Raw genomic sequence first — 14127 nt, forward strand, 5'->3', positions numbered from 1 at the left:
CGCAGGCGGCGGCTATCGCGTATTCGAGCGAAGTGGATTCCAGTTCGCGTGAAGAAAGCGCGTCAAAACAACAATCTGGAGCTTCGTCTCTGATTCAATCAGAAACGAAAATGCTTTGGCTGATTGGCGCCATAGGCGTCGCGGCGGATGCGGACGTATCCGCGTTATCCGCCCGTTCCTCCGACCGTTATTCGCTCCATTCGCAAGGTCGGCTGACCGACGCCAACGGGTACGCCCTGACCGTTCTTGCCGCAGGTGCCGATGCCGTCGTCCAGCGCGACATCGTTGCCGACCATGGTGATGCGGTGCAAATCGGTTGGCCCGTTGCCGATCAGCATGGCACCTTTCAGCGGAGCGCCGATCTTGCCGTTCTCGATCAGGTAGGCCTCGGTGCATTGGAACACGTATTTGCCCGAGGTGATGTCGACTTGGCCGCCGCCGAAATTGACCGCATAGATGCCGTTCTTCACCGACGCGAGGATTTCCGCCGGATCGCGATCACCCGCCGGCATATAGGTGTTGGTCATGCGCGGCATCGGTACGTGGGCATAGTCCTGACGGCGGCCATTGCCGGTCGGCTTCATTCCCATTAGCCGCGCGTTCTGACGATCCTGCATGTAACCGACCAGGATGCCGTCCTCGATCAGCACGGTGCGGCCGGTCGGCGTGCCCTCGTCATCGATGGAAAGGGAGCCGCGTCGGGCCGAAATGGTGCCATCGTCGACCACGGTGACGCCTTTGGCCGCGACCTGCTGACCCATCAGCCCCGCGAAAGCGGACGTCTTCTTGCGGTTGAAGTCGCCTTCGAGGCCGTGTCCTACCGCTTCGTGCAGCATCACGCCGGGCCAGCCCGGCCCGAGCACCACGTCCATCTCGCCGGCGGGCGCAGGGATCGATTCCAGATTGATCAGCGCCTGACGGATCGCGCCCTCCGCAGCTGACCGCCATGCCTTGGTCTCGATGAAGCGGGCATAGCCTTCGCGGCCGCCATAGCCCTGGCTGCCGGTTTCCTGCCGGTCGCCCTGTCCGGCGACGACGGAGATGTTCACTCGTACCAGCGGACGGACATCGCGATAGCTTTCGCCGTCCGGCCGCATGATTTCAACGACCTGCCATGTCGCGCCGAGGCTGACGGACACCTGACGCACCCGCGGATCCTTATCGCGGACATAGGCGTCGATCTCAGTAAGCAGCTTGACCTTGGTCTCGAAGCCGAGGCCATCGAGCGGATTGTCATCGCCGTAAAGCCGTACGTTGGTATGGGAGGGAGCGGCCGCGAAAGTGCCCTGATAGCCGCCGCGCACGGCGCCGACGGCATCGGCAGCGCGGATCAGAGCGGGCAGCGAAACGTCAGACGAATGGGCGTAGCCGACGGCGTCGTCCTTGACCGCGCGAAGGCCGAAGCCTTGCGAGGTATCATAGGTCGCCTGCTTGAGCCGGCCGTTGTCGAACATCAGAGCTTCGCTCTGGTTATATTCGAGAAACAGTTCGCCATCGTCCGCGCCTTTGAGGCCCCGCGCAACTTCGTTGCGTACGGAATCGCGGTCGAGATCCGCGCGCTCGAGCAGAGATGTGCTAGTGGGGCTGGTCATGCGAACTCCGGGTGCAACGTGCCCGTTCCGTATGGTTCAGGCGGACAGAAGTTCAAGATAGGTATGATTACCGCCAGAGGGGAGGCTTTTTCTGCCGAACTTCTCGAGTGGCGTTGCGCTACACGCTGAGGCGAACTTTGGATTCGGGCTCTAGGGCAGCTTGTCGTAACCTTCGCCGAGCCCGTTAAGGCTGAGCGGAAAGCCAATGCCTTCCTCGGGCGTTTCGAAGATAATGAATGTCGCCGTCTTTGCGCTGCGCAATTGCCCAAGCAGCTTGTCGTCCAGAACGACCTCGGCGACGCAGCCGTTTGGGAGGCAGCGCACGAAACCGGCGCGGCCAACGTCGGCGTTGTCGAGCTTCAGCCCGAGGCCGGAGGGCAGCAACACGCCGAGCGGCGCCACCACGCGCATCAGCCGGCTTTTTTGGTCGGCGGTCTTGAGCACAATCACGGTCAGACCGGCATTGGAGCGATCCTCCGCCACCACGCTCTGGATCAAGGCACATTGCTCGGCCTTCGCTCCGGGGGGAGTATCGCAGCGGATCTGCCAATCGCCATGAACAGATTTGACGGCTCCCTGGGCCTCGGCCGCACTGGTAAAGCCGACCACGAGAAGTGCGGCGGCGAAGCCCGTCAAAGCGCGGAGCGACGGCCGCCGAGCCGCCATGCGCGGGAAAGCATATCTCATATGTTGTTTAGAAGGCTCCATCCGGGTCGATCCCCTGCTTTCGACCATGCCTCGCCGCCCGACGGTCAATGACGGTGCCTTGAAGGCGGTCCCGGCCCGGATTAGCCCGAACCACGGCCGAATCTGCGCGATGCGGCCGAGCCTGTGCCTACATCGGACAATCCGCCTGTCAAGCGGCGTCCTGCCGTGAAACCCGTGTTGCGCTCCGCTTCGTCGGCCCGATGCGTTTATAGCCCACGCGCCGCAGGGCCGTTTTAAGCATCGCTCAACTCGCTGTCCTTGGTCCTTGCGAGGCGCGACAAATTATGGTTTGAGAGGGGCGGCTTTGGACGCATTCTAGCTAAACGGCGCGCAGGCTGTTTGCGGAAGTGTCAGAGGAGCAGCAGGCTCGTCCTCGGCGGGAACTGCTTAGGGGCTTGTTTAGGGTTTATTTATGACAAGGAGCGCGAGCGGCATGAAGATGTCGATGGGCCAGTCTGGCCGCCGGTTTGGCCGCCGGTTTCTGGGATTAGCGTTTGGCGGAGCGGCGCTTGCCGCGAGTGGTGCGGTATCGGCGGAGGAGCTGGGTGTGCCGCATCCGTGGGCGTATGGACTTCAGACGGGTGTGACGCCTGTCATGGAGAGCATCGCGAGCATGCATAGCGGGCTTCTGATTGTTATCACGCTGATCACGCTGTTTGTGACGGGTCTGCTGGTTGTGGCGATGTTGCGTTTCAACGCACGGGCCAATCCGGTTCCGTCGAAGACGACCCACAACACGATGATCGAGGTTGCGTGGACGATCATTCCGGTTTTGATCCTGGTTGGCATTGCGGTTCCGTCGTTCCGGCTTTTGTTTCAGCAGCTTGACCTTCCGAAGGCCGATCTGACGGTGAAGGCGGTCGGCAAGCAGTGGTACTGGAGCTACGCGTATCCGGACAACGGCAAGTTCGAGTTTGACTCGCTGATGGCGCATGAGAAGCAGCCGCGGATGCTTGCGGTGGACAACGAGCTGGTTGTTCCCGTGAACAAGGTCGTCCGGGTTCAGGTGACCGGGGCCGATGTCATTCATTCGTTTGGCGTTCCGGCGTTCGGCATCAAGGTGGACGCGATCCCGGGCCGTCTCAACGAGACCTGGTTCAAGGCCACCAAGACGGGCGTGTTCTACGGCCAGTGCTCGGAACTGTGCGGGCGGGATCACGCCTTCATGCCGATTGCGGTTCGTGTGGTGAGCGAGCAGGATTTTGCGGCCTGGATTGAAACCGCGAAGAAGAAGTTTGCCTCGAACCCGGCGAACGCGGTGGCGTCAGCTGCCGACGTGATGCGCTAGGCGTCGCGTTGGGCGATTTCGACGGGGCGACAACCGCTAAAGGGACGTCGCCCCAAGGGACATCGCCAAGGTTCGTTCGAAGGACTTCAAGGGACGAAAGACAGGATTAGACAATGGCAACAACCGCAGCACATGCTCACGACCACGGCCATGACGATCATGGCGACCATGCGCACCACCCGACAGGGTGGCGGCGCTTTGCGTATTCGACCAATCACAAGGACATCGGGACTATGTACCTGGTGTTCGCCATCGTCGCGGGGATCATCGGCGGCCTGATGTCGATGGGCATCCGGGCGGAACTGATGTATCCCGGCGTGCAGGTTTTTGATCCTGCGCATACCTACAACGTCTTTGTGACCTCGCACGGCCTGATCATGATCTTCTTCATGGTGATGCCTGCGATGATCGGCGGCTTCGGCAACTGGTTCGTGCCGTTGATGATCGGGGCGCCCGACATGGCGTTTCCGCGCATGAACAACATCTCGTTCTGGCTGCTGCCAGCGGCGTTTGCGCTGTTGCTGACCTCCACGTTCGTGGAAGGTGAGCCGGGCGCGGCGGGCGCGGGCACGGGCTGGACGCTGTATGCGCCGCTGTCGACGAGCGGTCATCCCGGACCGTCGGTGGATTTCGTGATCCTCGCGGTGCATCTGGCCGGCGCCTCCTCGATTTTGGGCGCGATCAACTTCATCACCACGATCTTCAACATGCGCGCACCTGGCATGACCTTGCACAAGATGCCGCTGTTCGTCTGGTCGATCCTGGTGACGGTGTGGCTGCTCTTGCTGTCGCTGCCGGTTCTGGCGGGCGCGATCACCATGCTTTTGACCGACCGTAACTTCGGCACCACGTTCTTCGCTGCCGACGGCGGCGGTGATCCGGTGCTGTTCCAGCATCTGTTCTGGTTCTTCGGTCATCCCGAGGTGTACATCCTGATTCTGCCGGGCTTCGGCATGATCAGCCATGTGATCTCGACGTTCTCGAAGAAGCCGATCTTCGGCTATCTCGGCATGGCCTATGCGATGGTCGCGATCGGCGGCATCGGCTTCGTCGTGTGGGCGCACCACATGTACACGGTCGGCATGGTGTCGACGGCGCAGGCTTACTTCGTCGCCGCCACGATGGTGATCGCGGTGCCGACCGGCGTGAAGGTGTTCTCGTGGATCGCCACCATGTGGGGCGGCTCGATCGAGTTCAAGGCGCCGATGCTGTTTGCGATCGGCTTCATCTTCCTGTTCACGGTTGGCGGCGTGACCGGCGTGGTGCTGGCCAATGCGGGCGTCGACCGGGTGATGCAGGAGACCTACTACGTCATCGCGCACTTCCACTACGTGATGGGCATTGCCGCGGTGTTCTCGATCTTCGCGGGCTGGTACTACTGGTTCCCGAAGATCTCCGGCTACATGTACAACGAGACCATCGCCAAGCTGCACTTCTGGCTGATGTTCATCGGTGCCAACGTCCTGTTCTTCCCGCAGCACTTCCTCGGGCTGCAGGGCATGATGCGGCGCTCGGTCGACTATCCGGATGCGTTCGCGGGCTGGAACGAGATCTCGTCCTACGGTGCCTTTATCGCTGGGTTTGGCGCTGTGGTCTTCCTTTACGGCTTGGTCGACGCCTTCGCTCGCAAGGAGCAGGCGGCGGACAATCCGTGGGGCGAGGGTGCAACCACGCTGGAATGGACGCTGTCGTCACCGCCGCCGTTCCACCAGTTCTCCACCCTGCCGAAGGTGCAGTAATGTGATTGTGCGCGGCGCGCTCGACGCGCCGCGCACCCAACAAGCGGGTGTATCGTGTCGGTTGTTGATCAAAAAGCTGTTGAACTGCCGCCCCGGATCTCGGAGGCGAGTGTCGCCGATTACTTCGCGCTGCTGAAGCCACGGGTGATGTCGCTCGTGATCTTCACCGCGCTGGTCGGACTGATGATCGCGCCGGGCCATGTTCACCCGATCCTGGGCTTCATCTCGATCCTTTGCATCGCGGTCGGAGCCGGCGCCTCTGGCGCGCTGAACATGGCGCTGGAAGGTGATATCGACGTGCTGATGTCGCGCACGGCCAACCGGCCGATCCCGCGCGGCCGCATCACTCGCGGCGAGGCGATGGGGTTCGGCCTCACGCTGTCGTTCTTCTCGGTGATGACGCTCGGCGCTCTGGTCAACTGGTATGCCGGGGGCCTGCTCGCCTTCACGATCTTCTTTTATGTTGTGATCTACACGATGGGGCTGAAGCGGCGGACCGCGCAGAACATCGTGATTGGCGGCGCCGCCGGTGCGCTGCCGCCGGTGGTGGCGTGGGCGGCTGCGACGGGGTCGCTGTCGGTGGAGCCGCTGCTTCTGTTCCTGATCATCTTCTTCTGGACGCCGCCGCATTTTTGGGCGCTGGCGCTGTTCCGCAACGACGACTACACCCGCGCCGGCGTGCCGATGTTGCCGGTGGTTGCCGGTCCGGATGCGACCCGGCTGCAGATCCTGCTCTATACCATCGTGCTGGTGGCGGTCGCCGCCGCGCCCTGGCCGCTCGGCTACTTCGATTGGATTTATGGCGTCACTTCGCTGATCCTCGGCGCCGGCATGCTGGTGTTCGCGATCAATGTCTATCGCCATCGCACCGGCAGCACGGCGCTACGCGCCACACGGCGGTTGTTCGCCTTTTCGATCCTCTATCTGTTCGCGCTGTTTGCCGTTCTGCTGCTCGATGTGGTTGCGAAGGCCGTCGCGCCGTTGATCTGGTAGAGGGCGCATGGACCGATGGACAACGAAAACAAGCCGGACGGAGACGGGATCGTTCTCACCGAGGCCCAGAAGAAGCGCCGGCGCGAGCGGTCGATCGCGATCGCCTGGGCGCTTGGGCTCATGGTCCTGCTGTTTTTCGCGGTCACCTTCATCAAGGGGCCGGGCGTTCTCGTCCGTCCGATGTGATTTGAGATGACGGACGCGCCGCAGCACTCGCAGCAACCCGCTACCGCAGCCTCGGTCCGGCCGAAGGCGACGCCGCGCGTTGGCCGCGACGTGAAGGTTGGCGCCGCCTGCGGCCTGGTGGTCGCCCTGATGGTCGGCGCCGCCTATGCGTCGGTGCCGTTCTACGACTGGTTCTGCCGCGTCACCGGCTTCAACGGAACGACGCAGGTGGCGGGGGAGGCCCCCCAGTCCAAGCCACTGGCGCGCACGGTGGCCGTACGCTTCGACTCCAACGTCTCCGGCGGGCTGCCCTGGAAGTTCGAGCCGGAACAGACCGAGATAAAGGTCCGGGTCGGCGAGGTCACCACCGTCCATTACACCATCACCAACGAGGTGGCGGCGACCACCATGGGGCAGGCGGCCTATAACGTCACGCCGCTGACAGTCGGATCCTATTTCACCAAGATCAACTGCTTCTGTTTCACCGAGCAAACCCTGGCGCCCGGTGAGAAGCGGGAGATGGCCGTTGTCTTCTATGTCGATCAGGCCTTCGCCGCCGACAGCGAGAACGACGGCGTCAATACCATCACCCTGTCCTATACCTTCTTTCCGGTGAAGAAGGCCGCGCCCAAGCCGGTGGCGGCCAACGAGCCGGACAGGCCAGGGGGAAGCATCTGAGCTTTGAGGGCCGACGCGTTTTGTTACCGACGCGTTTTGTTTTGAGATCAATAGGTGCCCAATACCGCCGGCACCGCTAACGGAGAGAGACCGCAATGGCTACGGCGCAAGTCAAGCACGATTACCACCTGGTCGACCCGAGTCCGTGGCCGATCGTAGGCGCGACCGCGGCTTTCATCATGGCCGTCGGCGCGATCCTGTGGATGCATCATCTGACCGCGGCCGCGCCGATCATTTTCGGCATCGGCCTGATCGGCGTGCTCTACACCATGGCGAGCTGGTGGGCGGATGTGATCCGCGAAGCCGAGCACAAGGGCGATCACACCCGCGTGGTGCAGATCAGCCATCGCTACGGCATGATCCTGTTCATCTGCTCCGAGGTGATGTTCTTCGTCGCCTGGTTCTGGGCCTTCTTCAACTCCGCGCTGTTCCCGGGCGATCCCGTGCATATGACGCGCGACGCGCTGTTCGGCGGTGTCTGGCCGCCCAAGGGCATCCAGACCTTCGATCCCTGGCACCTGCCGTTGCTCAACACCCTGATCCTTCTGACCTCGGGCACCACCGTGACCTGGGCGCACCATGCCCTGCTCAATGGCGACCGCAAGGGGTTGAAGTGGGGGTTGATCCTGACCATCGCGCTCGGCGCCGTCTTCACTTGCGTGCAGGCCTATGAGTATCATCACGCCGCCTTCAGCTTCGCCGGCAACGTCTACGGCGCCACCTTCTTCATGGCGACCGGCTTCCACGGCTTCCATGTGCTGGTCGGCACCATCTTCCTGATCGTCTGCCTGTTCCGCGCCAATGCGGGACACTTCACGCCCTCCCAGCACCTCGGCTTCGAATTCGCCGCCTGGTACTGGCATTTCGTCGACGTGGTGTGGCTGTTCCTGTTCGTCTGCATCTATGTCTGGGGCAACGGCGCCGCGGCCATGGCGCACGCCGCGCACTGACCGGGACCAGCCCGCTCAACACCATCAAGACAAGGGCGGCCGCCGGGCCGCCCTTTTCTCTTTCGGAAGAAACGCTGATGTCCAATCTCGCTCGACCGACATTGTCCCAGACCATCCTGCGCGGGCTCGCCTGCAAATGCCCGCGCTGCGGCAAGGGAAAACTCTTCTCCGGATTCCTGACCCTGCGGCCCTCCTGCGAGGCTTGCGAGCAGGATTATTCCTTCATCGACGCCGGCGACGGACCCGCCGTGTTCATCATCCTCATCGCGGGATTCATCGTCGTCGCCGCCGCACTCGTCGTCGAAGTCAAGTATCAGCCATCCCTCTGGATCCACGCAGCTCTCTGGATCCCAACAGTCCTCGCTGTGACCCCCAGGTGCGAAACGCTTCAACGCAACGTTTAGCTACATTGGGCGGCGCGGCTTTTTCTCCCTTCGATTTCCTCTTCATCCCGAAACGCTTTATGGTACGCGGCGGCCATCGCCGATGGCGACATGGATAACTCGCACTATCAACTATTTGGTAACCCACTCCGCCGTTGGAGGCCGGCTTGACGCATTATCTCTCGACACGGGGGGAAACCCAGAAACTCGGCTTTTCCGATGTGATGCTGGCCGGCCTCGCTCGTGACGGCGGTCTTTATGTGCCCGAAGTCTGGCCGCAGCTAACGCCCGACACGATCGCAGGCTTCTTCGGCCGGCCGTACTGGGAGGTGGCCGTGGAGGTAGTTCGGCCGTTCGTGGCTGGAGACATCGCTGAGGCCGATCTCGGCCGCATGGCCAACGAGGCTTATGCGACGTTCCGGCACCCGGCGGTGGTGCCGCTCGATCAGATCGGTCCTCAACAGTTCATGCTGGAGCTGTTTCACGGTCCGACGCTCGCGTTCAAGGACGTGGCGATGCAGTTGTTGTCGCGGCTGATGGACCATGTTCTGGCACAACGAGGCCAGCGCACCACGATCGTCGTCGCAACCTCGGGCGACACCGGCGGCGCTGCGGTTCACGCATTCGCCAACAGCGCCAATGTCGATCTGATCGTGCTGTTTCCGGACGGCCGCATCTCCGAAGTGCAGCGGCGCATGATGACGACGACGGCCGCGCCAAATGTTCATGCACTCGCCGTCAAAGGCACCTTCGACGATTGCCAGGCGATCGTGAAAGGGTTGTTCAACAACCACCGCTTTCGGGACGAGGTGTCGCTCTCCGGTGTCAACTCGATCAACTGGGCACGAATTGTTGCGCAGGTGGTGTATTACTTCACCTCGGCGGTTGCGCTGGGCGCGCCGGCACGGGCCGTCGATTTTACCGTGCCGACCGGTAACTTCGGTGACATCTTTGCCGGCTACGTCGCAAAGCGCATGGGTCTGCCGATACGCTGGTTGCGTATCGCCGCCAACATCAACGATATCTTGCCGCGCACGCTAAAGACCGGCATCTATGAAGTGCGCGAAGTTCACGCCACGACCTCGCCGTCGATGGACATTCAGGTGTCGTCGAACTTCGAGCGGCTGTTGTTCGAGGCGACGGGCCGCGACGCCGCGCAGGTGCGCGCGATGATGGCGTCGCTGCAGCAATCCGGTCGCTTCGCGCTGCCGGATTCGGTGCTGGCCGCGATGCGCGCCGACTTCGATGCCGGGCGCGCCGACGAAACAGAGACCGCCGCCTCGATCCGCACAGCGTGGCGCGAAGCCGGAGATCTGGTCGACCCGCATACGGCTGTTGCGCTGACAGTGGCCGATCGCGACGCGCCCGACTCGCGTGTTCCTAATATCGTGCTGGCGACCGCCCATGGCGCAAAGTTCCCTGACGCGGTTGAAGCCGCCTGCGGCGTGCGGCCTCCATTACCGGCCTGGCTCGACGGCTTGATGACTCGGCCCGAGCGGATCACGGTCGTGAACAACGACCAGGCAGAAATTGAACGGTTCGCGCTGTCCGTCAGCCGTGCCGCCAAGCACGGAGTTGCCGGATGAGTGTCGATATGACGAAACTGTCTTCCGGCCTCACGGTCATCACTGATGCCATGCCGCATCTGGAAACCGCCGCGCTCGGGGTCTGGACCGGGGTTGGCGGCCGCGACGAGAAGCCCAACGAGCATGGCATCTCGCATTTGCTCGAGCACATGGCATTTAAAGGAACCACCAAGCGTTCGGCGCGAGAGATCGCCGAGGAGATCGAGGCAGTCGGTGGCGATCTCAATGCCGCTACCGGTGTTGAGACGACGGCTTATTACGCGCGAGTGATGAAGGCTGACGTTCCGCTCGCGCTCGACGTGCTGAGCGATATCCTGTCCAATCCTAGCTTCGACGCGAAGGAACTCGAATGCGAGAAAGGTGTCATCGAGCAGGAAATGGGTGCGGCGCAAGACACTCCTGACGACGTCGTTTTCGAGCATCTCAACGAGCTCTGCTATCCGGACCAGCCGATCGGGCGTTCGCTGCTCGGTACGCCGGAGACGCTGAAGCGGTTCAACAGCGACATGCTGCATGGATATCTCAAAACGCATTATCGCGGGCCGGACATGGTGGTAGCGGCGGCGGGTGCGATCGAGCACAAGGCGGTCGTGGCCGAGGTCGAGCGTTGCTTTGCAAGTTTGGATGCCGCGCCGGCTCCGCAGCCGCCGGCGGCGAAATTCGGCAGCGGTGGCTCCAAAGTGGTGCATCGCGACCTCGAGCAGGCGCATCTGACGCTTGCGCTGGAAGGGGTGTCGCAGACCGATGCCTCGCTATTCTCGTTGCAGGTGTTCACCAATGTTCTGGGGGGCGGCATGTCCTCGCGATTGTTTCAGGAAGTCCGTGAGAAACGCGGTCTGTGCTATTCAATCTACACCTTCCATGCACCCTATGCCGACACTGGCTTCTTTGGGCTCTACACCGGCACCGATCCAAGCGACGCGCCGGAAATGATGGAAGTCGTCGTCGACGTTATCAGCGAGGCTGTGGAAACGCTGAAGGAAGCTGAGATCGCGCGCGCGAAAGCGCAGATGAAAGCCGGCCTGCTGATGGCTTTGGAGAGTTGCAGCGCCCGCGCCGAACAATTGGCGCGGCATATGCTCGTCTATGGACGGCCTCAGGGAGTTCCCGAATTGATGGCTAGGATCGATGCTGTCAGCGTCGACTCAACGCGCGACGCGGCGCGCGTCTTGCTGGCGCGCAGCCGTCCTGCGGTCGTCGCGCTTGGCAGCGGCAGGGGGCTGGACTCCGCGGTCGCTTTTGCGGAAGGATTGGCGCAGTCGAAGGCCCGAATTTTGCTCCACTAGCCACATGCTGGTGGGATTCGGGGTCGAGGAACGGCCATGGCTCTATTTCGTTTGCCGTCCAGCGCGCCAGCGCTTGTGCCGCGAGGGCACGGTCTGTTGCTGCGCGCGCCTGAGATGTCTGATTTTTTGCAATGGAGACAGCTTCGTGAGCACAGCCGCGCCTATCTGACCCCATGGGAACCGATGTGGCCATCGGACGACCTGACCCGCGCCGGATTTCGGCGGCGGTTACGCCGCTACGCAGAGGATATCGCCGGCGACAGGTCCTACCCATTCATTGTGTTTCGCGAATCCGACGGCATCATGTTGGGTGGGGTCACGCTCGCCAATGTCCGTCGCGGCATCTCGCAGGCAGGCACTATCGGATACTGGATAGGCGAGCCCTATGCGGGGCGAGGCTATATGACCGCGGCGTTGCGGGTGCTGCTTCCGATCCTGTTCGGCGAACTGAACCTGCATCGCATCGAGGCTGCCTGCATTCCCAGCAATATGCCGTCCATTCGCGTGCTGGAAAAGTGCGGCTTCACGCGAGAGGGGTTGGCGCGCCGCTATCTTTGCATCAACGGAATCTGGCAGGATCACCTGCTGTTCGGCATGTTGCACGACGATTTCCACGGCTAGACATTTTCCTTCCGAAAGAATTCGGAGACGGTCCGAGATCGCCCGTCATTTCTGTCTGACGAACCCCACCTTTGGCTTGCGGCCATTGGCTTGTTATAAAGCCGCGCGTGGAAACAACGATCGGACGACGTGAATGCTTAATGTTGCGGGCACCACCGAAGTGGATGAACCGGCTCCTGTCAGGCACTTGGTTGGCTTTCCGTTGCGTCTGATGACTATGGTCGCAGGCTGCTGGATAGTTGCCGCTTCCCCAGCGCAATCGCAGTCGCTCGGGGATCGTTTCAAGGAAATGTTCGGCGTCAAATCGCAGCCGGAGCGAGCGGCGCCGGTGTCCGGCGCCGCTGCTTCTGTGCCCGACGATCTTACCTGTCCGACCGTCTCCATCCGTGCCGGCGCATCGACCTACACGGTCGGCGCCTCGGACCAGCCGGCGAGTGGTACCGATGTCCGCTATCAGGCGACTATCGGCGATACCGCGCGAGAATGCGACTACAACACCGACACGCATCAGATCGCAATCAAGGTCGGTATCCGCGGGCGGGTCATCGTGGGGCCGGCGGGGGCGCCGCCGTCCGTGGAGGTACCGTTGCGCGTCGCGGTGGTTGAGGATGGCGTTTCCGCGAAAACGATCGCCACCAAGGCTTATACGATTACGGTGAGCCTGTCGGGCAACGAAGGCGGGACCTACAGTTTTGTTTCGGACGACATTTCGTATCCGGCGCCGCAGAGCGCGGCCGCCGACCGCTACGTGTTTTACGTCGGATTCGATCCGCAGGCGCTAAAGCCTGAACCGCGCTCGGATCGAAAACGGCCGAGATCGCAGAGATAACGACACAGCGGTTGCGCTGCGCGCGATCCGTCGGCAGCAATTCGCGCAAGCGGATATTCAATACGCCGCGGTCGTTGCGATTTTCGTCACGCTTCCGCGTTTGATGATACCGTTCGGCAGCGCACCAGCAACAATCCGGGAAACAAAAAAGCCGGCGGAGCATCTCACGCCGGCTTTCGTCGCGTTTGTAAAGAACTCAGTTGAGCTTGGTCCGAACTTCGCTGACGCCTTTGGCGAGCAGATCGTCGGCAAGCTGTCCCTTTACCGAATTTGACAGGATTGAGGAGGCAGCAGCGACAGCGGCGTCGGCGGCGGCGGCGCGGACATCCGCGATAGCCTGGGCTTCTGCCGAGGCGATCTTGCCTTCCGCGCTCTTGGTGCGGCGTGCAACGAAATCTTCCATCTTGACCTTTGCTTCGGCCGCGATGCGCTCGGCTTCGGCTTTGGCCGAGGCGATAATGTCCTGCGCCTCTTGCTCGGCGCTCGCATGGCGGGCTTTGTAGTCGGCGAGCAGCTTCGCGGCTTCATCCTTCAGGCGACGCGCGTCGTCGAGCTCGCCCTTGATGCGCGCGCTGCGACGATCGAGCGCCGCCAGCACCGTGCGGTGTACCCCCACATAGGCGAAGACGCCCATCAGGATCAGGAAGGCTATGGCAACCCAGGTTTCCGGTTGGGCAAACATGGTCTCGTCATCCCTTCATCGAGGCTTCGACGGCGCCGTCAACGAGCTTGGGATCGGGCGTTGCGCCGGTCAGTTGCTGCACGATAGCCGTTGCCGCATCGCTTGCGATGCCGCGGACGTTGCTCATCGCCGCCGCGCGTGTTGAGGCAATGGTCTTCTCGGCGTCGGCGAGCTTGACGGACAACCGTTCCTCGAGAGCCTTGCGTTCGGCGTCTGCCGCTGCATTCAGCTTCTCGCGGGTGTCGTTGCTGATCGCCTGCGCTCGTGTCCGCGCGGCCGCGAGTTCGGTCTCATAGGCCTTCAATGCGCCGTCGGACTCGTCCTTCAGCTTTTGTGCCCGCGCGAGGTCGCCCTCGATCGTGTTCTGCCGATCATCGATGGTCTGGCGGACGCGCGGCAAGGCCACTCGCGCCGAGATCATATAGAGCGCAACGAACGTGATCGTCAGCGATACCAGCTGGGACGCGAAGGTCTCCTTCTGGAACGGCGGGAACGGAGCCTTGTGGCCGCCGTCGGCTTCGGTGTGGGCCGTCGTGCCCTGTGCGTTGCCATGACTTTCAGCCACGGGCTTCTCCTTTGCGGTCGATCGGGACCCGGCTTTCCAGGTCCCGTCAGCCGGTCAGTGAT

The 14127-nt window shown here is 62.3% G+C and carries 15 protein-coding genes; 11 read left to right on the forward strand and 4 right to left on the reverse strand.

Annotated elements, in window-relative coordinates:
- Positions 1–164: 164 nt before the first annotated feature.
- Positions 165–1592 carry a metalloprotease TldD gene (tldD, locus tag ACM561_RS01230; RefSeq protein ID WP_425907436.1) on the reverse strand — a complete coding sequence of 476 codons (1428 nt, stop codon included), beginning with the start codon at positions 1590–1592 and terminating at the stop codon, positions 165–167.
- A gap of 150 nt (positions 1593–1742) precedes the next feature.
- Positions 1743–2279, reverse strand: coding sequence for an invasion associated locus B family protein (locus tag ACM561_RS01235; RefSeq protein WP_425907438.1), 537 nt, complete (start codon positions 2277–2279; stop codon positions 1743–1745).
- Between the two features lie 454 nt (positions 2280–2733).
- Here ACM561_RS01235 and coxB point away from each other — a divergent pair, with 454 nt between their 5' ends.
- From coxB to ACM561_RS01290, 11 genes are all read left to right on the forward strand, one after another.
- A complete protein-coding gene (gene coxB, locus ACM561_RS01240; protein WP_425907440.1) occupies positions 2734–3588 on the forward strand; it encodes a cytochrome c oxidase subunit II in 855 nt (284 codons plus the stop codon).
- 113 nt (positions 3589–3701) lie between these two features.
- Positions 3702–5327, forward strand: a complete 1626-nt coding sequence (ctaD, locus tag ACM561_RS01245) for a cytochrome c oxidase subunit I (RefSeq protein ID WP_079448471.1) — start codon at positions 3702–3704, stop codon at positions 5325–5327.
- Positions 5328–5381: 54 nt separating this feature from the next.
- The gene (locus ACM561_RS01250; RefSeq protein WP_425907442.1) at positions 5382–6320 is read left to right on the forward strand and encodes a heme o synthase; all 939 of its coding nucleotides are present in this window, start codon (positions 5382–5384) and stop codon (positions 6318–6320) included.
- Positions 6321–6335: 15 nt separating this feature from the next.
- Entirely contained in the window at positions 6336–6506 is a 171-nt protein-coding gene (locus ACM561_RS01255) for a CoxF protein (RefSeq protein ID WP_425907444.1), read from the forward strand.
- A 6-nt stretch (positions 6507–6512) separates the two neighbouring features.
- Entirely contained in the window at positions 6513–7163 is a 651-nt protein-coding gene (locus ACM561_RS01260; RefSeq protein WP_425907445.1) for a cytochrome c oxidase assembly protein, read from the forward strand.
- 95 nt (positions 7164–7258) lie between these two features.
- Positions 7259–8113 (forward strand): cytochrome c oxidase subunit 3, encoded by an 855-nt coding sequence (locus ACM561_RS01265; protein ID WP_079448467.1) that lies wholly within the window; start codon positions 7259–7261, stop codon positions 8111–8113.
- A 77-nt stretch (positions 8114–8190) separates the two neighbouring features.
- A complete protein-coding gene (locus ACM561_RS01270) occupies positions 8191–8517 on the forward strand; it encodes a DUF983 domain-containing protein (RefSeq protein ID WP_425907447.1) in 327 nt (108 codons plus the stop codon).
- Between the two features lie 146 nt (positions 8518–8663).
- The gene (gene thrC / locus ACM561_RS01275; protein WP_425907449.1) at positions 8664–10082 is read left to right on the forward strand and encodes a threonine synthase; all 1419 of its coding nucleotides are present in this window, start codon (positions 8664–8666) and stop codon (positions 10080–10082) included.
- Positions 10079–11368 carry a M16 family metallopeptidase gene (locus ACM561_RS01280; RefSeq protein WP_425907451.1) on the forward strand — a complete coding sequence of 430 codons (1290 nt, stop codon included), beginning with the start codon at positions 10079–10081 and terminating at the stop codon, positions 11366–11368. The genes thrC and ACM561_RS01280 overlap by 4 nt, the downstream gene beginning before the upstream one ends.
- Before the next feature lie 36 nt (positions 11369–11404).
- The gene (locus tag ACM561_RS01285; RefSeq protein WP_425907453.1) at positions 11405–11989 is read left to right on the forward strand and encodes a GNAT family N-acetyltransferase; all 585 of its coding nucleotides are present in this window, start codon (positions 11405–11407) and stop codon (positions 11987–11989) included.
- Between the two features lie 133 nt (positions 11990–12122).
- On the forward strand, positions 12123–12818 hold the full coding sequence (locus tag ACM561_RS01290; RefSeq protein ID WP_425907454.1) for a hypothetical protein: 696 nt from the start codon (positions 12123–12125) through the stop codon (positions 12816–12818).
- 196 nt (positions 12819–13014) lie between these two features.
- Here the strand turns inward: ACM561_RS01290 and ACM561_RS01295 are convergent, their stop codons facing one another.
- Together ACM561_RS01295 and ACM561_RS01300 are read right to left on the reverse strand one after the other, a co-directional pair.
- A complete protein-coding gene (locus ACM561_RS01295; RefSeq protein WP_425907456.1) occupies positions 13015–13500 on the reverse strand; it encodes an ATP F0F1 synthase subunit B in 486 nt (161 codons plus the stop codon).
- A gap of 7 nt (positions 13501–13507) precedes the next feature.
- The gene (locus ACM561_RS01300; protein WP_425907457.1) at positions 13508–14065 is read right to left on the reverse strand and encodes a F0F1 ATP synthase subunit B'; all 558 of its coding nucleotides are present in this window, start codon (positions 14063–14065) and stop codon (positions 13508–13510) included.
- Positions 14066–14127 lie beyond the last annotated feature (62 nt).

This window comes from Nitrobacter sp. TKz-YC02 (assembly GCF_049852135.1).
Taxonomy (GTDB): Bacteria; Pseudomonadota; Alphaproteobacteria; order Rhizobiales; family Xanthobacteraceae; genus Nitrobacter; species Nitrobacter vulgaris.